The organism is Candidatus Baltobacteraceae bacterium, from assembly GCA_036489885.1.
Classification (GTDB): domain Bacteria; phylum Vulcanimicrobiota; class Vulcanimicrobiia; order Vulcanimicrobiales; family Vulcanimicrobiaceae; genus JAFAMS01.
Genome location: DASXEW010000001.1, coordinates 595,093 through 618,303, shown reverse-complemented (window position 1 = coordinate 618,303; position 23,211 = coordinate 595,093). Strand labels below are relative to the sequence as shown.

21 protein-coding genes and 1 pseudogene are annotated in these 23,211 nt (G+C 60.8%); 5 read left to right on the top strand and 17 right to left on the bottom strand.

Translation table 11 applies throughout. From position 1 onward, the window contains the following. Positions 1–77: 77 nt before the first annotated feature. From aceE to VGG22_02895, 13 genes are all read right to left on the bottom strand, one after another. Positions 78–2,642, bottom strand: a complete 2,565-nt coding sequence (gene aceE / locus VGG22_02955; GenBank protein HEY1727322.1) for a pyruvate dehydrogenase (acetyl-transferring), homodimeric type — start codon at positions 2,640–2,642, stop codon at positions 78–80. Then, entirely contained in the window at positions 2,639–3,253 is a 615-nt protein-coding gene (locus tag VGG22_02950) for a TlpA disulfide reductase family protein (GenBank protein HEY1727321.1), read from the bottom strand. The genes aceE and VGG22_02950 overlap by 4 nt, the downstream gene beginning before the upstream one ends. Before the next feature lie 135 nt (positions 3,254–3,388). Then, the gene (locus VGG22_02945) at positions 3,389–3,832 is read right to left on the bottom strand and encodes a MauE/DoxX family redox-associated membrane protein (protein ID HEY1727320.1); all 444 of its coding nucleotides are present in this window, start codon (positions 3,830–3,832) and stop codon (positions 3,389–3,391) included. Beyond that, a complete protein-coding gene (locus VGG22_02940; GenBank protein HEY1727319.1) occupies positions 3,829–4,788 on the bottom strand; it encodes a histone deacetylase in 960 nt (319 codons plus the stop codon). The genes VGG22_02945 and VGG22_02940 overlap by 4 nt, the downstream gene beginning before the upstream one ends. A gap of 49 nt (positions 4,789–4,837) precedes the next feature. Next, positions 4,838–6,343, bottom strand: a complete 1,506-nt coding sequence (locus VGG22_02935) for a tetratricopeptide repeat protein (protein ID HEY1727318.1) — start codon at positions 6,341–6,343, stop codon at positions 4,838–4,840. Continuing rightward, positions 6,340–7,320: an electron transfer flavoprotein subunit alpha/FixB family protein gene (locus VGG22_02930; GenBank protein HEY1727317.1), complete on the bottom strand. Its 981-nt coding sequence runs from the start codon at positions 7,318–7,320 to the stop codon at positions 6,340–6,342. Before VGG22_02930 ends, VGG22_02935 begins: the two co-directional genes overlap by 4 nt. After that, positions 7,320–8,108 carry an electron transfer flavoprotein subunit beta/FixA family protein gene (locus VGG22_02925; protein ID HEY1727316.1) on the bottom strand — a complete coding sequence of 263 codons (789 nt, stop codon included), beginning with the start codon at positions 8,106–8,108 and terminating at the stop codon, positions 7,320–7,322. Before VGG22_02925 ends, VGG22_02930 begins: the two co-directional genes overlap by 1 nt. Before the next feature lie 63 nt (positions 8,109–8,171). Continuing rightward, positions 8,172–9,026 (bottom strand): ABC transporter permease, encoded by an 855-nt coding sequence (locus tag VGG22_02920; protein HEY1727315.1) that lies wholly within the window; start codon positions 9,024–9,026, stop codon positions 8,172–8,174. Further along, the gene (locus VGG22_02915) at positions 9,023–9,733 is read right to left on the bottom strand and encodes an ABC transporter ATP-binding protein (GenBank protein HEY1727314.1); all 711 of its coding nucleotides are present in this window, start codon (positions 9,731–9,733) and stop codon (positions 9,023–9,025) included. The genes VGG22_02920 and VGG22_02915 overlap by 4 nt, the downstream gene beginning before the upstream one ends. Before the next feature lie 38 nt (positions 9,734–9,771). Next, positions 9,772–10,758 carry a hypothetical protein gene (locus VGG22_02910; protein HEY1727313.1) on the bottom strand — a complete coding sequence of 329 codons (987 nt, stop codon included), beginning with the start codon at positions 10,756–10,758 and terminating at the stop codon, positions 9,772–9,774. A gap of 41 nt (positions 10,759–10,799) precedes the next feature. Next, positions 10,800–11,591 (bottom strand): type II CAAX endopeptidase family protein, encoded by a 792-nt coding sequence (locus VGG22_02905; protein HEY1727312.1) that lies wholly within the window; start codon positions 11,589–11,591, stop codon positions 10,800–10,802. A 414-nt stretch (positions 11,592–12,005) separates the two neighbouring features. After that, entirely contained in the window at positions 12,006–12,953 is a 948-nt protein-coding gene (locus VGG22_02900) for a hypothetical protein (GenBank protein HEY1727311.1), read from the bottom strand. Then, positions 12,911–13,303 (bottom strand): VOC family protein, encoded by a 393-nt coding sequence (locus tag VGG22_02895; GenBank protein HEY1727310.1) that lies wholly within the window; start codon positions 13,301–13,303, stop codon positions 12,911–12,913. The genes VGG22_02900 and VGG22_02895 overlap by 43 nt, the downstream gene beginning before the upstream one ends. A gap of 38 nt (positions 13,304–13,341) precedes the next feature. On the opposite strand from VGG22_02895, the gene puuE reads away from it, so the two are divergent. From puuE to VGG22_02880, 3 genes are read left to right on the top strand one after another with little or no spacing between them, the layout of a single operon-like run. Further along, positions 13,342–14,250 carry an allantoinase PuuE gene (gene puuE, locus VGG22_02890; protein HEY1727309.1) on the top strand — a complete coding sequence of 303 codons (909 nt, stop codon included), beginning with the start codon at positions 13,342–13,344 and terminating at the stop codon, positions 14,248–14,250. Next, entirely contained in the window at positions 14,153–15,466 is a 1,314-nt protein-coding gene (locus tag VGG22_02885; protein HEY1727308.1) for a Zn-dependent hydrolase, read from the top strand. The genes puuE and VGG22_02885 overlap by 98 nt, the downstream gene beginning before the upstream one ends. An 11-nt stretch (positions 15,467–15,477) precedes the next feature. Beyond that, positions 15,478–15,855: a gamma-glutamylcyclotransferase gene (locus VGG22_02880; protein ID HEY1727307.1), complete on the top strand. Its 378-nt coding sequence runs from the start codon at positions 15,478–15,480 to the stop codon at positions 15,853–15,855. Here the strand turns inward: VGG22_02880 and uraH are convergent. The 3 genes from uraH to uraD are packed head-to-tail and all read right to left on the bottom strand — an operon-like array spanning position 15,852 to position 17,883. Beyond that, a complete protein-coding gene (uraH, locus tag VGG22_02875) occupies positions 15,852–16,178 on the bottom strand; it encodes a hydroxyisourate hydrolase (protein ID HEY1727306.1) in 327 nt (108 codons plus the stop codon). The genes VGG22_02880 and uraH overlap by 4 nt on opposite strands. Next, entirely contained in the window at positions 16,178–17,383 is a 1,206-nt protein-coding gene (locus VGG22_02870; protein HEY1727305.1) for a urate hydroxylase PuuD, read from the bottom strand. Before VGG22_02870 ends, uraH begins: the two co-directional genes overlap by 1 nt. Beyond that, positions 17,380–17,883 (bottom strand): 2-oxo-4-hydroxy-4-carboxy-5-ureidoimidazoline decarboxylase, encoded by a 504-nt coding sequence (gene uraD, locus VGG22_02865; protein HEY1727304.1) that lies wholly within the window; start codon positions 17,881–17,883, stop codon positions 17,380–17,382. Before uraD ends, VGG22_02870 begins: the two co-directional genes overlap by 4 nt. 29 nt (positions 17,884–17,912) lie before the next feature. Here uraD and VGG22_02860 point away from each other — a divergent pair, with 29 nt between their 5' ends. After that, a complete protein-coding gene (locus VGG22_02860; GenBank protein ID HEY1727303.1) occupies positions 17,913–19,262 on the top strand; it encodes an 8-oxoguanine deaminase in 1,350 nt (449 codons plus the stop codon). Between the two features lie 9 nt (positions 19,263–19,271). Next, a pseudogene (locus VGG22_02855) lies at positions 19,272–19,580 on the top strand (VOC family protein). Here the strand turns inward: VGG22_02855 and VGG22_02850 are convergent. After that, positions 19,476–23,150: a molybdopterin cofactor-binding domain-containing protein gene (locus tag VGG22_02850; GenBank protein ID HEY1727302.1), complete on the bottom strand. Its 3,675-nt coding sequence runs from the start codon at positions 23,148–23,150 to the stop codon at positions 19,476–19,478. The pseudogene VGG22_02855 and the gene VGG22_02850 overlap by 105 nt on opposite strands. Between the last annotated feature and the right edge of the window lie 61 nt (positions 23,151–23,211).

The following is a 23,211-nucleotide window of genomic DNA, read 5'->3' as shown; positions in this document are numbered from 1 at the left end:
ACGGATGCGTGTATTACAAAGACGTAACCGTAATGACTCGACTAAGAGTACATACGATAACTTTCTTTCGTACGTTATTATATCACGCTTGAATGAATAAACTCTGAACGAACGCGTTGTGCAATTGCATTTGCGCTAACGCCGAAATGATCGCGCAGCGCTGCGCGAGTGTCGCTCATACCGAAGCCATCTGTGCCGAGCGTCACAAATTTTTTCCCAGCTGGAATCCAGGATCGCACGAGGTCCGGAAGCGCGCTAACGTAATCGCTAGCTGCAAAAATTGGTCCACGCGTTGAAGCGAGCGACGCGGTAATCCAAGGCTGCTCGCGACCTTCTTCACTCTTTCTTATCCCGTCCCAGCGTAGTTCCGTCCAGCTCGTGACGCTCCAGACGTTCACCGGTATACCATCGCATTGCAATTGATCGGCTGCGAGCAGCGCTTGGCGCAGAATCGTCCCGCTCGCAAGCAGCTGTGCTTTTGCTCGCTCCGCTCCTCGGAGCAGATACATTCCGCGCAAGATCCCTTGCTCGCTCTGCGGAGGAAGCGCAGGGTGTACGTAGTTTTCGTTCATGACCGTCACGTAATAGAAGACGTCTTCTTGCGCTTCGAGCATGCGGCGCATTCCGTCGCGGACGATCACGGCAAGCTCATGCGCAAAGCCTGGATCGTAGGCTTTGCACGTGGGAATAGTCGACGCGATCAAATGACTGCTACCGTCCTGATGTTGCAAACCCTCGCCCGAGAGAGTCGTCCTGCCCGCGGTCGCGCCGATCAGGAATCCGCGCGAGCGTGAGTCGGCAGCCGCCCAAATTAAGTCGCCGACACGTTGAAAACCGAACATCGAATAAAAGATGTAGTACGGCAGCATCGCCTTGCCGTGCACTGCATAGCTCGTCGCTGCTGCAATCCATGACGAGAGCGCGCCGGCTTCCGTGATCCCTTCCTCGAGTATCTGTCCTTCGCGGGCTTCCTTATAATACGAGAGCTGGTCTTTGTCTTCGGGATCGTAGAGCTGTCCGAAGGGCGAGTAGATCCCGATTTGCCGGAAGAGCGCTTCCATCCCGAATGTGCGCGCTTCGTCGGCGACGATCGGCACGAGCCGGTCGCGGACCTCGGGATCGCGCAAGAATTGGCGCAAGAGCTGCACGAAGGCCATTGTCGTCGAGAACTCGCGTTCGCCACTGCCGTTGATGAGAGCGTCGAGCGTTTCGAGCTGCGGTACGGTCACGATCGGCGCCGATGAGTCACGCGCCGGAAGATATCCGCCCAGCTGTTCGCGGCGTGAGTGCAGGTACTGCATCTCCGGTGAATCATCGGCCGGACGGTAGAAACGCAGCCCGCGAAGATCGGTTTCGCTTAGCGGCAGATCGAATCGATCCCGAAACTCGACGAGCGCTTCGTATTCGAGTTTCTTGCGCTGATGGGCGGTCATCTTTCCTTGGCCCCAGCGCCCCATGCCGAACCCCTTCTTGGTTTGCGCGAGGATAACGGTGGGACGTCCGCGTGTCTTGATTGCTGCGTCGTATGCAGCGAAGATTTTGACGGGATCATGTCCGCCGCGCTGGAGATTCTCGACGTTTTCATCCGAAAGATCGTCGATCAGCTCAGCTAGTTCCGGATATTTGTTGAAGAAATGCTCGCGGTTGAACTGCGCATCGGTCGCCGCGTACGTCTGCATCTGACCGTCGACGGTTTCTTCGAAGCGCCGCAGCAGCACGTCGTTCTTGTCACGCGCAAAGATCGGGTCCCAATCCGATCCCCATAGAAGCTTGATCACGTTCCAACCGTATCCGTTGAACAGACCCTCGAGCTCTTGCACGATCGAGCCGTTACCGCGTACCGGACCATCGAGACGTTGCAGGTTGCAGTTGATGACGAAGACGAGGTTGTCGAGCTCCTCACGCGCGGCGATCGAGAGTCCGCCGAGGCTTTCAGGCTCGTCCATCTCTCCGTCACCGATGAACGCCCAAACGCGGCGATCTGCCGCATCGATGAGTCCGCGATTTTGCAGATACCGCATGAAGCGAGCTTGATAGATTGCATTGATCGGCCCGAGCCCCATCGATGCGTTTGGAAATTGCCAGAAATGCGGCATCAAGAACGTGTGACAATAGGACGAGAGCCCTTTGCCCGACGTCTCCCGGCGAAAATGTTCGAGGTTCTCTTCGGTGAGGCGGCCTTCCAGAAAGGCACGCGCATAAATCCCGGGCGCTGCATGCGGCTGGAAAAAGACGAGATCGCCCTCGCGTCCGGCGCGAAAGAAATGATTGAAGCCCGTCTCGAACAGCTCGGCGATCGAGGCATACGTTGCAATGTGGCCGCCCAACTCGGGATGCTGTTGGTTCGCACGCACCACCATCGCAAGCGCATTCCATCGAATGAGTCCGGTGATGCGGCTTTCGAGCTGCAGATCGCCGGGATAAGGCGGTTGGCGGCGTGGCGGAATCGTGTTGCGGTACGGCGTGCGTCCAGAACGCAAATGCACGCCGAGACGGCTTGCGTGTTCGAGCGCGTGCCCAAGCACGAAAGCAGCACGCTCCGGCCCGCCCGTACGAATGACCGACTCGATTGCCTCTCGCCAGTCCTGTGTTTCGGTGGGGTCGGGATCTCCGTTCAGTGAGAAGAGCCCGTGCTCGATCACTTTAGTGCTTTATTGATTTCCGTCTTCAGGGTCTTATCGCTAACCTCGCCGCTGGCGAGCCACGCGACCTTACCGCTCTTGTCGATAAGGATGATCGACGGATAACCGTCGAGCATGTACTTGCCGGCGACGTCGAGCTGCGGATCGTACGCGATCGGATACGTGACCCCGAACGTCTTCTGGAAATTGACGACGTCCAGTTGTGAAGACTGCGACTGTCCATCCATTCCCGTCGGGCTTCCCGAGACGCCGACGAAATCGACCTGACTACCGTACTTCTTGTAGAGCGCGTCGATCGTAGGGACCTCATGCTGACAGTGCGGACACCAGGTCGCGAAGATCTCCAAAAGAACCGGTTTGCCGGTGCCCTCTGCCGTTTTGAGATCGAATGGTCCGTCGGTCGTCGCAACGGTGAACTCAGGCGCGACTTGGCCCACCTTGATGCCCGATTGAATCGGAGCTGACGTCGCGGACTCCGGAACGCGCGAATAAAACGCAACGACCGCGATGATGATCAGAATGACCAATCCGAGTGTCAGGTACAAGAATAGTCGGTTGCGCTGTGCCCGCCGGTTCACTTCCGCGGGCGCGATGATCGATCTCTTGCTCATTCTAAAGGCGCTCCGCCCCAGGCTCCGCGCCCCCCCATTTGCGCTCGGCCCATCAACATTCCATTCATGCCAACATTATTTCGCCGGCCTCGCAATAACGCCGTTGTGTCTTTCAAGATGCCCGATTCTTTCATGCTATTGATTTTGGATTCTCTCATCGAGTGCGAGGACCCCGGGACCGCGCCAAACGATCAGTGCAGCCAGTAATGCAAGGCCAATGTCGCGTGCAACCTCGACCCAAGACGCCGGCCGCGTATCTCCCGGACCGAAGCAGCCGCAGGATGCCGGAATTCCGCGGATTACGACCGATGCGACCGCAGCCGCAAAAATAGCGAACTCGCACAGCGCGAGAGCGCCGATGAGACGCGTGTAGAGCCCGATCAGAAGGTAGGCGCCCAGCAGTACTTCTATCAGCGGGATCGCAACCGAGACGGGCGCGATGACCGCCGGCGCGATATACGGGATCCGATACGACGCGATCGTGCTCGCGAGCGCATCGAAGTGACCAAGCTTGAGAGCTCCCGCGGCGAGCAACGTCCCGCCCACGATGATGCGCGCCAGGAGCGATACAAACTTCATTGCAAAGCGCGCGCAAGCGCGTCGCGCTGCTGCGCCGGGATCGCTTCTTGCGAAGGTTGGCCGATTTTTGAGGCGCCGGCATCGTACGCGCGAATCGTTTGCTCGACGCCCGAGCACAGCAATCCCAGATCGTAACCACCCTCGAGAACGAAGACCGCCCGGCCCTCGCAAAACTCGTCGGCGATCTCGCGGAAACATGCGCCGAGCGCACTCGACACGCCGATATCGACGCCTAGGTCGCCGACCGGATCGCCCGCTGCAAAGTCATATCCCGCGCTGACTACGAGCATGTCGGGTCTGATACGAGCACACAAGCGGCGCAGCGTCTCCTGCCAGAGCGCGGCGAAACCTTCGGTGTTATAGCTCAAGCCCAGCGGAAAGTCGATCAGCGTTCCATTTTCATCGACGCGGTTTTCGCGGCCCGAACCAGTGCCGGGATACGCCGGCGATGCGTGCGTCGAGACGTATGAGACGCCGCCACCCACGAGCGCCTCCGTCCCGTTCCCGTGGTGATAATCGAAGTCGACGACGAGTGCGCGGCCGCCGCTCCTTGCAACGAAGGCGCGAGCCGCGATGCCGGCATTGTTGAAGAGACAGAAACCCATTCCCCGGCGCGGCTCGGCGTGATGCCCCGGTGGACGCACGACGGCGAACGCTGCACGATTTTCATTGATTGCGGCGTCCAGGGCAGTCAGGGTTGCGCCGGCGGCTCGCACCGCAGCGTTCCATGAGGTACGATCGATGATCGTATCGCCGGTCGAGAGATACGCAGCCTGAACCGAAGAGTGCAGACGCTCGATTTCGTCGTGAACGAGATCGACGTACGACCCGGGATGCACGAGCGTGAGCTCTTCGCGCGTGGCGTCACGGGCTTCACGACGATCCGCGGCGAGGCCGGTTCGCTCGAGATGACGGAGTAGCGTAAGCAAACGTGCGGGTGACTCGGGATGCGCTATCCCTTCTAGGTGCGCGCTGCAGCGTTCATCGCCGACGACGAGCAGTTGTTTACCCCTGTTGCTTCTTCTGCCCCGAGGGCTTGTCGATGTCTTGAATCATCTTCTGCACTTCGGTATAAGCTTGCGTGCCCGGCTTCAAGTAGGCAAGGAATCGCTGATACGCGCTCTTGGCCTGAGCGTTTTGTCCCTGCTTCTGATATGACTGCCCGAGCATGTAGATCACGCTTGGATCCTGCTTGACGTAATCGCCGCCGCTTTTTTCGATCGTTTCGAAGATCTGCTGCGCCTCTTTATAATTACGCAGATTGAGATCGGTTTGACCGACCGCTTTGAGAACGTCGGGTGCGTGCGTCAGATCGTAAGCATGCCGGAACGCATCGTGCGCGTCTTTCCAATTCGTTTGCGACGCATAGACGCTACCGAGGATGCTCCAGCCGCGTGGATCGTTGGGCGCAATCTCCGTCAGTCGTTTGAGATCGTCAGCCGCCTTCGGATAGTCTTTTTTGTCCGCGTAGTAGGTGCCCATACGTCCAAGCGCATCCTTGTTGTCGCGATTGGGCCCAACCGCCAGTTGCCATTCCGCGGCTGCGCCGTCGAGATCTTTTTGACCGGCGAGATAGTCGCCGTATGCGAGATGAAGCGCAAGCACGCTCGGAAACTGCGCGATCGCAGTCTTGAACGTTTGCACCGCTAAATCGTTCATTTTTTCGTTGGCATAGATCCGCGCTTCGTCGACGGAAACGCTGGCTTTTTCCTCGGTACTGGGCAGCAACGTGCGAATGCGCTCGAACGTCGCTATCGCACCCTTGACGTCGTGCTGAGCCGCGAGCGTCTGAGCCTTGCCGTTTAATGCGTCGATGTTGTTGGGATCGATCGTCAGCGCGCGATCGAAGATCGGTCCGGCGAGCGCGATCGCATTTTGTTTGAGGTACGAGCGCGCTTCGAGCAGAACCGGTTGCGGATCTTTGGGATCCATCTTCGCCGCGGTCTCATACTGCACTCGCGCGTCATCGTATTTTTGCTCGCCCTCGAGCACGCCACCGTACATCTCGTACGCGCTTTTATCGTCCTTATTGAACGTCAGGGCGCGCTTGCCGACGCGTTCGGCGTCGGCAAAACGGTTCTGGCGCGTATAGGCGTCGGCGAGCGCAGAGAGGATGCTGAGGTTCGTCGGCTCCTGGTTCGTCGCGTTTTCGAGATCGGCTGTCGCTTGCGGGAGCCTATTTAATTGCAGATTCGCATAGCCGCTGAGGTAGTAGACCTGACTCGTTTTCGTCCCGAGCTGCAGCAGTCGCTGCGCGGCGGCCTCCGCAAGATCCGGCCTGTTGATCTGCAAGAAATTGCCGGCCAAACCGATGAGCGCCTCGCGATCGTTGGCATTGGCCTTCAATCGCGCTTGTAGATGTGGGATCGCAACCTCTGGAGGCTCGGGTGTCGCTGTCGGTGAGGCCGAGGGCGAGGGTGTTGCTTTGCCCGCCGCTATGCCAACGGAGGGCGCGCTCATGAACGCCGCAACGATCGCCACGGCGGCGATGAACGCAAAAACGAATCTCAATGTACCTTCTCAGCCTCGACGCGTTTGGTCAGCTCGGGGATGATTTGAAATAGGTCGCCGACGACCAGCAAGTCGGCAAAATCAGCGATTGGAACGTTCGCGTCTTTATTGATGGCGACGATAGTACCAGCCGTGCGCATGCCGACTTTGTGTTGAATCGCGCCTGAAATCCCGACGGCGATATACAAGGAAGGACTAATCGTCTTTCCGGTCTGTCCTACCTGGTGGGCATGCGGGATCCAGCCTGCATCGACTGCCGCACGGGAAGCCCCAACCGCCCCGCCGAGCGCTTCGGCCAGCGGCTTGATGAGGGTCGTAAACGGCTCCGGTCCGCCCAGGCCGCGTCCTCCCGAGACCACCGTCGAGGCTTCCTCGACGCCCAATTCAGGCGCAGCTTCCTCGACCTCGGCACCCATTTTCATTCCGTACTTCTTTGCGGGCAGCGTAAGCGTTTCGAGGCTCGAGGTCGGTGAGGCAGCCGGCTTAGCCGCAAAGACATTCGGGCGCACGCTAACGACCCCATACTCCGTGTTCTTGAATGCGCACGTCGTAATCGTCAAACCACCCAGCTTCGGCGAGACCGTGCTGACCTTGCCATTTGCTACGGTAACGTCCGTTGCGTCGGAAGTGATCCCCGCATCGAGTCGAGCCGCCACGCGGCTGCCGACGTCACGCCCGATCATCGTGTTGGGGACGAGGATCAGGGCCGGGCCTGCCGCCTTTGCTGCGGCTTCGAGCGCATCGACCAGCGGATCGATCAAATACTCTGCCGTGACTCCGCCCTCGGCGACATGCAGGGTGCCCAGACCGAACGCCTTCGTCGCTTCGGCGGCTTGCGACGCGCCCGCGCCCGCGACGACACCGTGCGTCTTTCCGCCAAGTGCAGTTGCAAGATCTTGCGCTTTTGTTGCCAGCTCGAGCGAAACGCGGCGCGGTGCACCCGCACGCTGTTCGATAAAAACGATGACGTCGCGCATCAAAGCAACTTCTTCTCGCGCAGGAAATCAAAGATCGCGCCTGCGCCTTCGGTGCCGTCGGCGGCATTGACGACGCGTCCCTTTTGGCGGGCAGGCGGTGTCGCAAGCTCCAGCAGCTCGGTTTTCGCGCCATCGCTGCCGGCTGCGCGCGTGAAATCGACATCGGCAAGCGAGAACATTTTAATTTCCTTTTTCTTCGCGCCCATGATGCCTTTGAGCGATGGATAGCGCGGCTCGTTGATCGCTTTCGTCACCGACACGAGCGCCGGCGTCGCGACGCTGACGTCGACGTAACCCAAATCAGTTTCACGCTGTGCGTTGATCGTAGTTCCATCGGAATCGAGCTTACGAACGTACGTCAATCCCGGAACGCCGAGAACTTCGGCGAGAAACCCGGGGACCTCACCGGTGATTGCGTCAGTTGACTGCGTACCGCATAAAATCAAGTCGAATCCGGTCTTCTTCAGCGCGGCGGCCATTGCGTGCGCGGTCCCCGCAATATCCGAGCCTTCGAGCTTCGGGTCGCTCAGCATCACCGCATCGTCTGCGCCCATCGCGAGCGCTTTGCGCACGATCTCTTTTCCGCTCTCGGGAGCCATCGTAAAAATCGTAACGGTCGAGCCGTCGTTGCGCTTTTCACGCAACTGAAGCGCCGCTTCGATCGCATATTCGTCGAATGGATTGAGCACGTTCTCGACGCCGGTGCGCACGAGGCGCTTCGTCCCAGGATCGATGCGCTTATCGGCGTTGGTGTCCGGCACCAACTTCACGGTTACAATGATTTTCATTTTATTATCGCCAGCATTGCCAAACCGGGGCCGATTCGGGCCGGGAAAGGGTGACTCCTACCCTTAGTGCGCGACGAGAATTGCGGCGGTTTCTTCCTCGGCCACTTCCGTCGGTTCTTCGCGTGTCTCGGCGGCCAGCGACATTCCCCAGCGTACGACCGTTCGCGCTTCAACCGCGTTGAACAACGCTTCAACCAAGAGACCTAGCGCTGAGATCGTCACGAGACCCGCAAACATCGCAGGCGTTTGCAAGTAATAGCGTGCGTTGCTGATGTACCAACCCAGCCCACCCGCTGCGCCGGCAACACCGAAAACGAGCTCGGCTGCGACGACGGTGCGCCAGCCGAACGCCCACGACGTTTTTGCGCCCGTGATGATCTGCGGAAGCGCACCCGGAAGCAACACGTCGAAAACCAAGCGCGGCCCGCGCAAGCCAAGATTCTGTGCGACCATCCGCAACGTCGACGAAATCGTACGGAAACCACTCTCGGTGTTGAGCGCGATCGGCCAAACCGCGGCGAGCGCGACGACGAAGATAATCGAGCGCGGCGTCAGTCCGAACCATAACATCGCAAGCGGAAGGACCGCGACTGCGGGAAGCGGGTTGAACGCCGACGTCAAGACACGCAGCAAATCATGGCCGACGCTCGAGAGAACGCCGAAGGCAGCGAGCAAGATGCCGCACGCGGCCCCGATTGCCATCCCGATGATAAGAATCTCGAGCGTATGGACCGTCGCGCTGACCAGCGACCCGTTGGCGATGTCGACAACAAACGTTTGCGCGACATCCGAGGGCGCGGCAAAGAGTAGTTGCGGAATGTGGAACGCCATCACCCAGATTTGCCAGACGACGACGATCCCAACGACGAGAATCACGCGCCGGGCGAATGGCGGAAGATTCGTCCAGCGAGGCGTCATGCCGCCGCGCCTTCGTCCAGTAGTTGATGCAAGTACGCCACGGCGTTCGAACCGGTTGCTTTGACGTCGACGATCTCACGCACGCGTCCGGGACCGCGCGTGAGAACGAGAACCCGATCGCCGACCGCTGCGGCTTCTTCGATCGAGTGGGTGATCAATACGATCGAAAGTCCGAGACGCTCGTGGATCGCAAGCAGCTCGCGCTGCATCTTCGTGCGCGTGATCGCATCGAGTGCGCCAAACGGTTCGTCGAGCAGCAGCAACGTCGGCTCGAGCGCGATGGCGCGCGCGATCGCAGCGCGCTGCTTCATTCCACCGGAGAGCTGGTGTGGATAACGATCGCCGGCATGACCGATGCCGACGAGATCGAGAACGGAATCAGCCCGCTTGAGCGCCTCTTCTTTTGAGACTCCGCTTTTCGTGACGCGCAGCGCGTACGCGACGTTACCGCGAATCGTATGCCACGGAAAGAGCTGGTCGAAATCCTGGAAGACGACCATGCGATCGGGACCGGCCGATGCAATCGGCCGCCCTTCGATTGTCAGACGCCCCGCGCTCGGCCGCATAAACCCGCCGATTGCTTTGAGCAACGTCGTCTTTCCGCAGCCGGAGGGACCGATGACGACGAACTTCTCGCCGCGACCCACCTCAAACGAAATGCCGTCGACTGCGACGACGCGCTTTCCGGTGCGTTCGCGGTACGTCATCGTCAAGTCGCGCGCGACGACGACGGCGGAGTTGCCGTTCAGTCGCCGGCCCCATTCATCAGCGGCAGCTCCAGATCGCGAATCGAACCCGGCGCTTTGTTTAGCATTCCGATATCTTTCATGAACGTCGCTACTTTGACGAAACCGCGTGGAACCGTCGAGTACTCGAGCCCGGGCTCGCGCAGCCAGCCCAGGTACTGACCGGCGGGAACCTTGCCGCCCGAATCTTGCATCAAGATGTCGGCGAAACCGCCGGGACTCTTGTGAATGTAGTCGGTCGCGCGTCCGAGCTGCTCGGCAAAATAGCGCACGAATTCCGGATATTTGTTGTTGAACGCGTCCGTCGTATAGACGCAGTTGAAAGTCATTCGCCCCGTCGCTTGCCAGCTGCGAAACACAACGTGGCCGCCATCGGCAACTTCTTCGAATTGGAACGGCGGCGAGCTCATGTGTGCGTCGAGCTGTCCGTTCTTGAGCGCGACGAGACCCAGTGGGTGTTGTATCGCAATGATGTTCGTGTCGAGCGCTTTGGCGTTGCCAAGTTGCTGCTGAGCGCCCATACGTAGCGCGATGGCTTGAATCGCGTCGGGCGACGGCATCCCGATCTTCATCCCCGGCTTGATGTCCCGCAGAGTCTTGATCGCCGGATTTTTTGAAACCATCCAGAGATCCATCAAGTCGAGGCCGCCGATCAACTTATAACCGACCCCGCGATCCCAACCGATAAGAAATGGTCCAGATCCGCCGGAGCCGATCGCGATGTTGCCGGAGATAATTCCGTCGCGAATCGCATCGCCGTTGGTGAGAACCGGCCAGTCGAACGTCGTGCCGGGATATTTTTTCTCGAGAACCTTCTGGTATTTCATCACCAACAGGTTGCCGTAGCCGATTCCGGGCTGAATTGCGATCGTCATTGTCGAGGGCAGCGGCGGGTCCGCGGCAAGTGCCGGTTTCGGCAGTGCGGCGGCCGAAAACGCCGCGGCACCCCCGGCAAGAATCGCGCGCCGTGTAAACGTGTCGTGCATAGGTCCCCTCCCGTCCATCAACGTCCGTGAATGTTGTTACGTTACGCGATTCGGCGGCGTGACCATCCTAACGCGAGACTCGCGACCAAACAGACCGCGACGGCGACGATTGAAGCTTCGGGGCCGAACGAGCCCCCGGTGAGGACATCGGGTCCGGCGAGCCTCGAGCTAAAAAGCGTGTCGTGCACGACGATGCCCGAGACATTCGTACCGTAGATCATGCTTTCCGAGAAATTCCAGCCCGCATGAATTCCGATCGGGAACCACAAACTTTCGGTTACGGCGTACGCGACCGCGAGCAACACGCCGGCCTCGATCGCGATTGCAACACTGCTGACGACCGTCGCGTGCGGATTGAACGCATGGATTGCGCCGAAAAGCACCGCGGATATCGCGAGCGCAATCCACGGTCCCCACAGATCTCGGCACGTCCGGAAGATGAATCCGCGAAAGATGATCTCTTCAGCCGCGGCGTCCGCAAGAAGCGCGACGAAGGCGACGAGGAGCGCCGTACTCCACGCTGAGCCGATGATGCGATAGTCGCCGGCAAGCGCGATGACTCCGATCGTTATCGAAAAGATGACGAGTCCGAACAACAAGCCGAGGATCGTCAACCGCAGCATGCGCTTCGGCGCAACCTCCGCCGGGATGCGGCGCTCGGTGTAGCGCTCGTAGCCCCAATACACGACGAGCGCCAACACCAAGGTGATGATCGCGACGATAACGGCCGGCGTGTGGAACTTCTGGAGCAGCCATTGCAAGCCGACAAGGACTGCCGTAAACACGACGATCCCGAGCATCATAAGGCCAAGTCGTTTAAGGACACGAAGCACAGTCGTCATCCTCGGCCTACAGGCAGTGCGCGCTATTTGTTTCGGCTATAAATGGGGTGGCCGAGACTTGAACTCGGACGCCCTTTCGGGCTGCAGATTTTCTTACCACTATGGCTTTCGCCACCGCTTCACGTTTTGTGGTCCGGACTGTGCCTTGACCATATGAGGTTCTCACGTAGGCCGCGCCCGTCCAGTCTCTACACCTTCCGTCTAAACGGCTTGGCTCGGCGTTGTCATCGTCTGCACGACGGAAGAGTTCACCGAATTTGAGCGCATCCCAATCGCCGTTTCCGAACGATTGGCTCCATAAAAGTCTGCTGCGTCTACCGATTCCGCCACCACCCCTGGTGACGTGCGACCCTTTCGCTGTCCTTCGACTTCGCGCCCTTCGGGCGCTACGCTCAGGATGACAGATCAGCCAAACTTCACGATCAGATAGCCATACAAAAGATCGCGTTGCGAGACGGTGCATTCGGCGAGGCTGAGGATGCCGAGCGCTTCATCGGCGATCAGGAGTCCCGCTGGAAAGATATCGGCGCGCTGCGGACTGATCCGCGCCTGCACGCGGCGCACCGGAGCGTCCATGGCAAGAAACTTGTGCGCGAGCTCGGTTAGCGCTGTGCGCGTGAGGACCATGCCGTCGATGTCCTCGCGATCTCGGTCAGTCACGATCGCCGCAGCGTTGAACATCGTTCCGCCGACGGCGAAGACCCTGCTCGGGCGCAAGAAGTCGGTCAGCGGCGCAAGGCGCGCGCGCGCGAAACTGCGCGCTTCTTCTTCCAGCGCCGGAATGTCACCCGGCACTTGCGCGCCGAGCAACGCAGGAATCGCTTCGGATAGGCGCACCGCGCCGATCTCGCACGACACGCGCGCTTCGACCTGTGCTTTGCCCGACGCATACTCGGTGCTTCCGCCGCCGATGTCGATTACTCCGACAAGATCGTGATGCGTTCGACTCGCCGTTGCACCGACGAACGACAGCTCTGCTTCGCGCGGACCTGAAAGAATTTCGAGCCGCGCCCCGACACGACGCTCGACTTCACGCGCAAACCCCTCCCCGTCCGAGGCGCGGCGCATCGCACTCGTCGCGATAGCGCTCGCGTCCGCGCCGTAGCTCTGCATCTCGCGTGCATAATCGTTGATCACGCTGAGCGTCCGCTCCCTCGCCTCGGGATCGAGTGGTCCGGCCTCCTTGAGGTTTGCGCCCAGTCGCGTACCAATCGAACGATGAACGATCGGTTCGAGTCTTCCATCGACACTTTCTCGGACGATCAAAAGACGCGTCGAGTTCGTTCCGATTGAAACAATCGCGTGAAGGCTCAGCGTCTTTCCTTCGCGCCGTTTTGCACGGACAGTTCCCACCGGTAACCGTCAGGGTCGTGGAACCACAAACCCATATGCGGCGAGCCCGGAGCTTCGGGGCCGATCTCGTCACCCGGATCCTCGAGCTTCACGCCTTTTCCGCGCAGGTCTTCGAGCGCTTCCCGCAGCTCGTCCATCGAGTTGAGGTGGAACGACATGTGACCGAGGGTTCCCGGATGCGGAACGCCTTCGTGCAACACGATCGTGACCGCATCGCTCTGGATGGCTACGCCGTCATCGAACTCAAACGCTACGCGCATCCCAACGTTCTGCACCCACCAATGCGCGCTTTTCTTCGGATCGCGAACGCGTATCCCGAAATGACCGACTTCGCCGAGTTTCCAAGCCATGGCGGACACTACGGCGCGGCGCCGAAACGACCCCGTCGATGCGGGATTTCTTCGGATATGGCGCGCAGCCGCCCGATCCGCGTTGGCCGAACGGTGCACGGCTCGCGGTACAGATCGTGATGAACTACGAGGAAGGCTCGGAATACGCAATCGGTGACGGTGACGCCGCTTCCGAAACCTATCTCTCGGAAGTGCCGGGCGCGACGCTCGGCCCGGGAAAACGCGATTTGATCGTCGAGTCCGTCTACGAATACGGAAGCCGTGCCGGCTTCTGGCGCTTGATGCGCATCTTCGAGGAGCGCAAGCTCAACGTCACCGTGTTCGGAGCCGCGCTGGCGCTCGAACGCAATCCGCAAGCGGCGGCCGCGATCCGAACCGCAGGACACGAAGTCTGCTCGCATGGTTGGCGCTGGATCGGCTTTACGGACATGAGCGAGTCCGAAGAACGCGACCAGATGCGCCGCGCCGTCGCGTCGATCGAGAAACTGATCGGCGAGCGACCCTACGGATGGTATTGTCGCTACGCACCGAGCTTGAACACGCGGCGCCTCGTCGTCGAAGAAGGCGGCTTTCTCTATGATTCGGACGCCTACAACGACGATCTGCCATACTGGGTGAAGGTCTCGGGAAAAGATCATCTCGTTATTCCGTATACGCTTGACGTCAACGATATGAAGTTTTCCGTGGCGCCCGGATTCTCGTCGCCGAGCGGCTATTTCGAGTACATGCGCGACGCTTTCGACGTGCTGTATCGCGAGGGTAGGACCTCGCCCAAGATGATGTCGATCGGATTGCACTGTCGCTTGGCCGGAAGGCCGGGGCGCACGGCCGCGCTCGAACGGTTCCTCGATCACGTCGCAAAACACGAAGACGTGTGGGTGTGCAAGCGCGTCGACATCGCGCGCCATTGGATCGCAAACCATCCGCCGGAGGAGCGCCATCAGTAAGGTTGTCGAACGTCTCGCGCAGCTTTCCATTCTCGGACGCTACGAAGGCGGGATCGATCGCGGCTTGGCAACGCCGCAAGAGCGAGCGGCACGCGAGCACTTCGCAAGCTGGGCACGCGCAAATAAATACTCGCTGTCGCAAGACCGCGTCGGAAATCTGTTTGCACGCCGTGAAGGACAGCGCAAAGATGCCGCGCCGATTCTGGCCGGTTCGCATCTCGACACGGTGAAGACGGGTGGCGCGTACGACGGCGCGTACGGTGTCGTCGGCGCGATGTGCGCGCTCGAGCTTCTGGATGCACGCAATATCACGACCGACCATCCGCTCGAAGCGACCGCGTGGGTTGGCGAGGAGGGAAGCCGCTTTCCGCTCGGATGTTTGGGAAGCGCGGTCTTCGCGGGCTTGACATCCGCGAACGATGCGCTCGCTCTTGCCGATGAAACCGGAACCACACTTGGTGCTGCGCTTGCGCAGGATGCCGGGGGGTTGTTGCGCGACGTACCGCAGCGCGCGAGTAATGATGTCGCCGGCTACGTCGAGCTGCACGTCGAGCAGGGGCCGCTCCTCGAACGCGCGGGCGCGCGTCTGGGCATCGTGACGGCGATCGCGTCGCAGAGACGTTTTCGTGTGACGCTCGAAGGCGAGAGCGGACACGCCGGAACCGTGCCGATGGGGATTCGTTCCGATTCACTCGGCGGCGCTGCCGAAATCATTCTCGCGATCGAGTCGACTGCGCGCGAACTTGGCGAAGCCGTCGTCACCGTTGGCCGGATGACGGTCGAGCCGGGCTCGACGAACGTGATTCCGGCGCGCGTGACGTTTAGCGTCGACATGCGGTCTCCGCACGATGCGCACGTCGATGCGATCGAACAAACGTTACGCGATGCGATCGCGCGAGCCATGTCAACGCGTGGGGTTCGCGCCGAGCTCGAAGGACTCGAAGGACGCAAAGCGACCCCGATGACGCCACGCATGCGAGAAGCGATCCGGCGCGCGGCAAACTCGACCGGCGAGCACAGCATGGACGTTCCCAGCGGCGCGGGCCACGATACGATGTGCATCGCCACGATTGCGCCTGTGGCGATGATCTTCGTGCCGAGCATCGGTGGCGTCAGTCATGTCGGCATTGAGAAAACCTCGGACGCGGACCTTGAGCTCGGGGTCGAGGCGCTGGCGGCGGCGCTGGTCGAGGTTGACCGCGACCTAAGGGCGTAATCCCTCGGCGGATGAACTTCTTCATTTGCGGTTCGGCGCTTCGCGGCCAGCCTGACCACAAGAATCTGGGCGACGCGCGCTTCGTCCGGGAAGCGCATACCGCCCCGCGCTATCGTTTGCACTCGGTTCGAGACCAGCACCCGGGGATCTACGAAGTCGGCATCGGCGGCGTCTCAATTGCCGGCGAGCTGTATGAATTCACGCCCGAACAGCACGAGCATTTGCTGGCGAACGAGCCGCCCGATCTGTACGAAGGGACGATCATCCTTGATGATGGTTCAACCGCGTCGGCGATGATTTATCCGCGCAAGCTCATCGAGGAACGCGGATACCCGGATATCTCGCACTTCGGCAGCTGGGCCGCGTACAAAACTGCGAAGAGTTCCTAGCTCCCCCTGTACGTGGAGTAGCCCCACGGCGAGATAAGTAGCGGCACATGATACCGCTCCTCGCCGACGTCAATGCGAAACCGCACCGGAATCTCGTCGTAAAACGCCGCTGTTCCGGCGCCGGCAAAATACTTTCCGACGGCAAAGACCAGCTCGTACCATCCGGATGCGAGCTTTCCGCCGAACGGTGAGGGGATACGCCCATCAGCATCGGTCGTTGCGCGCGCAAGCTCTTTGCGTTCACTGCCGACGTGGTACAGGGTGACGTCCACGCCGGCCGCGGGTTCCCCGAGCGACGTATCGAGCACGTGAGTCGAAAGCATTACGGTTGCTTTGCGCCTTCGATCTTCGCGCCTTCCGAGATCCAGGCTCCGATCTGCGTGCGCTCGTCCTTCGTCATGTTCGTGAGATTTCCGAGAGGCATGTTCTGCGTGAGAACGGCCTGGGCTTCGATGCGCGCAGCGTTGTCCTTTATGTGCTCGGGCGTGTCGAGTAAGACACCCTCCGGCGCTGAGGTGAAGCCCGCCTGCATCGGATGTTCCGCGTGACAGACGGCGCATCGCAATTTGAAGATCGGTTGGACGTCGGCGAATGTGACGGTCTTCGAGACCGCGGCGGGCCGAGGCGCCAGCGCAAGCGCAACGACGATGACCAGCAGTCCGGCTCCGATGAGAAGCCATGGAACGTAGCGCTGCTTGTGCGTCAGCAAGAAAAATTGCCGCACCAGAATCGACGCCAGACTCAGGATCGCCAGCGCCTCCCAACCGAACGCACTGCCGTACGTCATCGGATAGTGATTGCTGATCATCGTGAAGAGCACGGGCAGCGTGAAATACGTGTTATGGACGGAGCGCATCTTGCCCAGCAAGCCCGGCCGCGGATCGGGTTCCTCCCCGCGACGAATTTGTGCGAGCATTTTGCGCTGGCCCGGAATGATGACGTGAGACACGTTCGCAACCATGATCGTCCCGATGATCGCGCCGACATGAATGTAGGCCGCGCGCGCACCAAAAACGTGGAAGAGTCCCCACGCCGCCAAGACGAGGAAGGCGTAAACGGCGACGCCGAGCGCGATTGGATTGCGCTCAAGCACTTTGCAGAGCGCATCGTAGATCATCCATCCAAGGACGATCGATGCAATGCTAATCCCAATCGCTTGCGGCGGCGAGAGATCGAGCACGCTCTTATCAATCAGCAGCGTGCTCGCGCTCGACCAATAGACGATGGCGAGCATCGCCATACCGGAAAGCCATGTCGAGTACGCTTCCCACTTGAACCAGTGCAAATGTTCCGTCAACGGCTCGCGCCTGGGGCCGGTCGGATACTTCTGATTGTGATAGAAGCCGCCACCGTGTACCGACCACAGCTCACCCGAGACGCCGTTCGCGGTATCTGCAGGGTCTTTGGCCGGTAGCAAATTGTTGTCGAGCCAGACGAAGTAGAACGACGCGCCGATCCACGAGATCCCCGCGGTGATGTGAAACCACCGCATCAGCAGATTGAGCCAGTCGAGGACGTAGGGCATCATTCGATTACGTTATCCAGTCGTAAGCGCGCGATCTTTCCGATCTCGCCGAGTGCCGTTGCGATCTCCGTATTGCGATCGTTGCGTCCGCGCTGTTCCAGCGCATCGAGGATCGAGCTCTTCGTCTGCCCACGCACGCAGATGACGAATGGGAACCCGAAACGCTCGCGATACGAAGCATTAAGCCCATCGAACCGCGCATTCTCCTCGGGCGACAGGCGGTCGAGACCCGCTGAGGCCTGCTCGCTCGTCGAAGCCGGCGTCAACCGGCCTTCGCGCGCCACGCGGCCCGCCAAGTCCGGATGGGCGGCGATGAGCGATATGCGTCGCTCGAACGGACTCTCTGCAACGATCGCATTCATGCACGCGCTCAGCGCGTCGAGATCGGGAAATGGCCGTTGCTCCGCCGCGAGCTCCGCGACCCACGGTGAGCTCTCGAAAGCGAACCCGACGGCCGCGACGAACGAAGTCCGCTCGGCCGCATTGAGATCGGCGATCGTCATCGCACGCTCCGCATCCGGCCATCTTCGCTATGACGACGCTTCTCCTGCGCCACGCGCACCTGCTTGCAACCTTCGACGATGCCGATCGTGCGTTCGAGGACGGTGGAATCTTTGCGCGCGACGGCGTCATCGAGCACGTCGGCCCCAGCGACGGCCTACCCTCCGGCGCCGACGAGACGATCGATGCCACCGGCATGGTCGTCCTTCCCGGCCTAATCAACACGCACCATCATTTCTTCCAGACACTGACGCGGAATCTCCCGATCGCTCAAGACGCACCGCTCTTTCCATGGCTGGTCGCGCACTATCCGATTTGGCGTTGCATCACGGCTGAGGGCGTTCGCTCGGCGACTGCAATTGCGATCGCCGAGCTGATACTTTCCGGATGCACGACTGCCGCCGATCACGGCTACCTCTGGAAGAACGGCGCTCGTGTCGACGATCAGATCGACGTCGCACGCAAAATGGGCTTTCGTTTCCACGCATCGCGCGGATCGATGTCGATCGGACAGTCCAAGGGCGGCCTTCCGCCTGACGACGTGGTCGAAGACGAAGGCGCGATCATGGCCGACTGCGTTCGTGTCATCGATGCTCATCACGATCCGGCGCGTTTCGCGATGACGCGCATCGTCATCGCGCCGTGTTCGCCGTTTTCCGTCTCGACCGATCTGATGCGGGCAAGCTCCGAACTGGCGCGCGCTCGAGGTTTGACGCTGCACACGCATCTGTGCGAGACGAAGGACGAGGAAACGTACTGTCTCGAGCACTTTGGGAAACGTCCCATCGCACTCGCCGCCGGCTTGGACTGGACAGGGCCCGACGTTTGGTACGCACACGGAATCGCGATGAACGATGACGAGATCGCGCTCCTCGGGCGATCGGGAACGGGCGTTGCCCATTGCCCGAGCTCCAACATGCGTCTTGGTTCCGGTATCGCTCCGATTCTTGCGCAGCATCGCGCCGGAATGCGGGTCGGCATCGGCGTCGACGGTTCCGCCTCAAACGATGCATCGCATCTTCTCGAAGAAACGCGGCAAGCAATGCTCTTACAGCGCGTCGTGCACGGCGCCGAGGCAATGTCGGCCCGGGACGCCCTGCGCTTGGCGACACGCGGGGGCGCCTCCGTGCTCGGGCGCGACGACATTGGTTGCCTTGCGCCGAACATGGCCGCGGATTTCATCGGCGTTCGCCTCGATTCGCTTCCGCTCGCAGGCGGCGCCGTGCACGATCCGCTTGCGGCACTCGTCTTTTGTCGCACGCCGCGCGTCGATCTCAGTGTGATCGCGGGAAACGTCCGCGTGCGCGACGGAAGCCTCGTCGGCGTCGATGTCGACGCCCTCGTCGAACGTCACAACGAACTCGCTCGCGCACTCGTCTAAAGGAGACCAATGATCGTCATCGACTCGCTCGACCATCTCGTTCTAACCGTGCGCGATCTCGAGGCGACCCGCAAGTTTTATTGCGATGTGCTCGGAATGAAATTCGAGACTTTCGGAGAGGGCCGCACCGCGGTGCATTTCGGAACGCAGAAGATCAATCTGCACGTCGTCGGCAAGGAGTTCGAGCCGAGGGCCAACCGTGCAACAGCCGGATCAGGTGATCTCTGCTTCTTGACCTCGGTTCCGCTCGATACCGTCATTGAAACTCTGCGGACGAACGGCGTCGCCATTGTGCAAGGACCCGTTGCCAAGACCGGTGCTCAAGGTCCGATCCGCTCCGTTTACGTGCGCGACCCCGATCTCAATCTGATCGAGATCTCGAACTTGATGGTCTAAAGCGCGCAGAATGCGTTCAGGCGTCATCGGCAAATCGGTTACCCATACGCCGGTCGCATCGTGAATTGCCGCTGCGACGGCCGGCGCGAACGGAACCAACGGCATCTCGGCAACGCCGCGCGCACCAAACGGACCGTTCGGGTCGGGGTTTTCGAGAATCACGGGATAGATTTCGGCCGGCATGTCGAGCGCTGTCGGTAGCAGATACGTCGAGAAGTAGGGTGTTTCGATTTTGCCGTCCGTCGAAATGAAGTTTTCGGTCAGCGCGTAGCCGAGAGCTTGCGCGAGACACCCTTCGATCTGTCCCTCCACGAGCTGACGATTGATCGCACGGCCGACGTCGTGCACGGTGATCACGCGCAAGACGCGCGTTACCCCTGTTCGGATATCGACTTCGACTTCGACCGCTTGCGCCGCGTATCCATACGTAAAGTGCGGGGTGCCCTGCCCGGTCTGTGGATCGAGCGACGTCGTTCCACCGGGCTGGTAGGTGACGGTCGCGCTTGGTGCATCGCCGCGCTGCCAGGCGGCGAGCGCCACTTCGCAGGCATCCTTTACCGCGCGTCCGCCAAACAACGTCATGCGCGACGCCGACGCCGAACCCGCGTTCGGAGACAAGCTCGAATCATCGACAATCATGCGGATTAGGCTCAAGTCGATGTTGAGCACCCGAGCCGCAATCTGGCGCAGGATCGTGTGCGAACCTTGACCGACCTCGGCCGCTCCGATCGCGACCGACGCGCCGCGCAGTTTCTCTCCCAGGACGTTGAGCGCAACTGTGGCCGTGGCCTGATCGGGAAAGCCGAACGAATATCCGACGTTCTTCATCCCGCACGCGACGCCGATGCCGCGCTTGACGCTGTCCCTCGACGAGCGGCGATCTGCCTCAAAGCGGTTGGCCACTTCTTTGATACAGCGGTCGAAGACGGCTTGCGCGCTGACGCCTTCGGGAAGCGGCTCACCGGTCGGCTCGATATCGCCTTCGCGATAGAGATTCTTGCGACGCACTTCGATCGGGTCGATCTCGAGTGCGTGTGCGAGTCGCGTCACCATCGACTCAGCCGCAAAGTGGGCTTGCGGCGACCCGAATCCCCGGAACGCGCCGGAGGGGATGTTGTTCGTATACGTCACACAGGCATCGGTTTCGACGCTCTCAACGCGGTACGGACCCGTGGCGAACGTCAATGCGCACTTGAGAACCTCGACCGAAGTCGACGCGTACGCGCCTCCGTCAGCAATCATCGACGTCTTTGCCGCGACGATACGACCGTCGCGCATCGCGCCCCATTTCGTCGTAATCTGGAACGGGTGGCGCTTGTGATGTCCGATTATCGACTCGTCGCGCGTCCACGCCATTGCGACGGAGTGCTTCAGCTTCCAGGCTGCGAGCGCAGCCAGCGGCGTTAGCGAAAGATCTTCGCGTCCGCCGAACGCGCCGCCGATCTTTGCATATCGAACGATAACGTCGTCCTCGTGCAGCGACAGCAAAGAGGCCAGCTGTCGCCGGTCTTCGTGCAGCCACTGACCCGCCGTCTCAACGACGAGGCGTTCGTCTTCCCAATAGGCGACCGCCGCGTCCGGTTGGAGATACGCGTGTTCTTGCCAACCCGTCGTGAATGTTGCTTCGACGACGACGTCTGCCGATTGCAACGCATCCTCGACCGGTGGACCATGCACGATCTTTTGCCGCAGCAAGATGTTGTCGCGATCGGCGTGGACGCGTGGTGCATCCGGCTCGGCCGCCGCGCGCGGGTCGGTCAGCGGCACCAGATCTTCATACTCGACGCCGACCAGCGCAACCGCCTCGCGTGCAATCTCCGCACTGTCCGCGACGACGAGCGCGACGCGGTCGCCGTAGAAGCGAACGATATCCTCGCACAACAGGGGCTGATCGGCCTCGATCAAACCGAACCGGTTGCGCGGAACGTCTTGCGCCGTCAAAACCGCGTGCACGCCGGCGAGCGCAAGTGCTGCGGACGCGTCGATGCGCAGGATTCGTGCGTGTGCGCGATGCGCGAAGACGGCGGCGGCGTGCAGCATATCCGGCTGAATCAAATCGGCCGGATACATCGCGGTTCCGTTTACCTTCTCGAGCGCGTCGGCACGGGGCTTTTCGAGCTTGACGACCGTCTCATCCATCGCATCAAGAATCTTGCGATAGCCGGTGCACCGGCAGAGATTTCCACTAATCGCGACCTGCGCATCGTCGAGCGTAGGCGTCGCGCGCTCCTCCATAAACTTCGCACCGGCCATCAGCATGCCCGGGATGCAGAACCCGCATTGGACGGAACCGCGATCGATGTACGCTTGCTGAAGCGGATGCAATCGCTCGCCGGCAAGTCCCTCGATCGTCGTAATACTCGCCCCATGCGCTTGCGCAGCCGGAACGAGGCACGACATGACGGCTTGCCCGTCCAGCCACACCGTACACGCGCCGCATTCGCCTTCTGCGCAGCCCTCTTTCGAGCCCGTTAGACCGTAATCGCGCAAAGCGGCCAGGAGCGTCTTGCTCTGTGCATCGTCGAGCCTGCAGGGTGAACCGTTTATCGTCGCTTCGATCAGTCCGTCGAACTGGAGCGCGGCGCGCACGGGCGATTCGGTTTCGAGCAATACGGGGTCTTCAGGAAAGTCATCGGCCTCCGAACCATCCTTGAGCGTCTCAAGCGCCTGCATGATGAGCGCGCGCACGGCGCGGCGCCGATAGTCGGCTGAGCCGCGCAAGTCGCTGATCGGCGCGATCGCCTCAACGGCCAGCTTCGCGGCGTGTTCGATCGTGGCAGGCTCGAGCGTATTGCCGGTCAAGACGCCTTCGGCTTCCGGTGCGCGAACGATCGTCGGCCCGACACACCCGAGCGCGATCGACGCTTCTTCGATCTTTAGGCCGTCAAAGCGCAGCACCACTGCGACGTTAATGACGGAGATGGCCTGCGCACGGCGTAGTCCGAGCTTAAGGAATATGCCGCGGCGTTCGACGTCGAGCGCGGGGAAGCGAATCTCTCGCACGATCTCATCGGGCCGCAACGCCGTCGCACGAAAACCCGTGTAGAAATCCTCGAGGGGCAGCGTGCGCGACCCATCCGCACTGGCGAGTACGATCTCCGCGCCAAGCGCGACGAGCGGGGCAATCGTGTCGTTGGCCGGCGATGCGGTCACCAAATTGCCGGCGATCGTCGCGCGCGCTCGAATCTGAGGCGCTCCTACCTCTATACATGCTTGTGCGAGCGGCAAGAGCGCATCGCGCAGGTTGAGCTCGCGCAGGATATCATTGTGCGTCGCGAGCGCACCGATCCGAACGACATCGCCGTCTTGGCGCACGTAACGGAGATCCCAGATTCCGGTGAGATCGATGAGGTGTTCGGCCGGCCGAACGCCGCGCTGCTGCTCGACGATGAGGTCGGTGCCACCGGCAACGAGTCGCGTGCGGGCGGGCGCGTCGCGTAACTCACGCAGCGCCTGATCGAGCGTCGTCGGACGGCTAACCGTTTTCCACATCATAAAGGCGCCCCCGTGGGGCCTCGTAACAACATTGGACGATAATTGTTCAGGGGGCTCC

Excerpts from the sequence above, each read along its gene's own strand:
- uraD (HEY1727304.1), bottom strand. The coding sequence starts at position 17,883 with ATGACGATCGCCGATCTCAATGCGGCCGAGCGGACTTCGTTCGTCGCG.
- puuE (HEY1727309.1), top strand. The coding sequence starts at position 13,342 with ATGCGGGATTTCTTCGGATATGGCGCGCAGCCGCCCGATCCGCGTTGG.
- VGG22_02950 (HEY1727321.1), bottom strand. The coding sequence starts at position 3,253 with ATGAGCAAGAGATCGATCATCGCGCCCGCGGAAGTGAACCGGCGGGCA.
- VGG22_02880 (HEY1727307.1), top strand. The coding sequence starts at position 15,478 with ATGAACTTCTTCATTTGCGGTTCGGCGCTTCGCGGCCAGCCTGACCAC.
- VGG22_02915 (HEY1727314.1), bottom strand. The coding sequence starts at position 9,733 with ATGACGTACCGCGAACGCACCGGAAAGCGCGTCGTCGCAGTCGACGGC.
- VGG22_02860 (HEY1727303.1), top strand. The coding sequence starts at position 17,913 with ATGACGACGCTTCTCCTGCGCCACGCGCACCTGCTTGCAACCTTCGAC.
- VGG22_02910 (HEY1727313.1), bottom strand. The coding sequence starts at position 10,758 with ATGCACGACACGTTTACACGGCGCGCGATTCTTGCCGGGGGTGCCGCG.
- uraH (HEY1727306.1), bottom strand. The coding sequence starts at position 16,178 with ATGCTTTCGACTCACGTGCTCGATACGTCGCTCGGGGAACCCGCGGCC.
- VGG22_02945 (HEY1727320.1), bottom strand. The coding sequence starts at position 3,832 with ATGAAGTTTGTATCGCTCCTGGCGCGCATCATCGTGGGCGGGACGTTG.
- VGG22_02925 (HEY1727316.1), bottom strand. The coding sequence starts at position 8,108 with ATGAAAATCATTGTAACCGTGAAGTTGGTGCCGGACACCAACGCCGAT.
- VGG22_02850 (HEY1727302.1), bottom strand. The coding sequence starts at position 23,150 with ATGTGGAAAACGGTTAGCCGTCCGACGACGCTCGATCAGGCGCTGCGT.
- VGG22_02930 (HEY1727317.1), bottom strand. The coding sequence starts at position 7,320 with ATGCGCGACGTCATCGTTTTTATCGAACAGCGTGCGGGTGCACCGCGC.
- VGG22_02920 (HEY1727315.1), bottom strand. The coding sequence starts at position 9,026 with ATGACGCCTCGCTGGACGAATCTTCCGCCATTCGCCCGGCGCGTGATT.
- VGG22_02895 (HEY1727310.1), bottom strand. The coding sequence starts at position 13,303 with ATGGCTTGGAAACTCGGCGAAGTCGGTCATTTCGGGATACGCGTTCGC.
- VGG22_02870 (HEY1727305.1), bottom strand. The coding sequence starts at position 17,383 with ATGATGCCCTACGTCCTCGACTGGCTCAATCTGCTGATGCGGTGGTTT.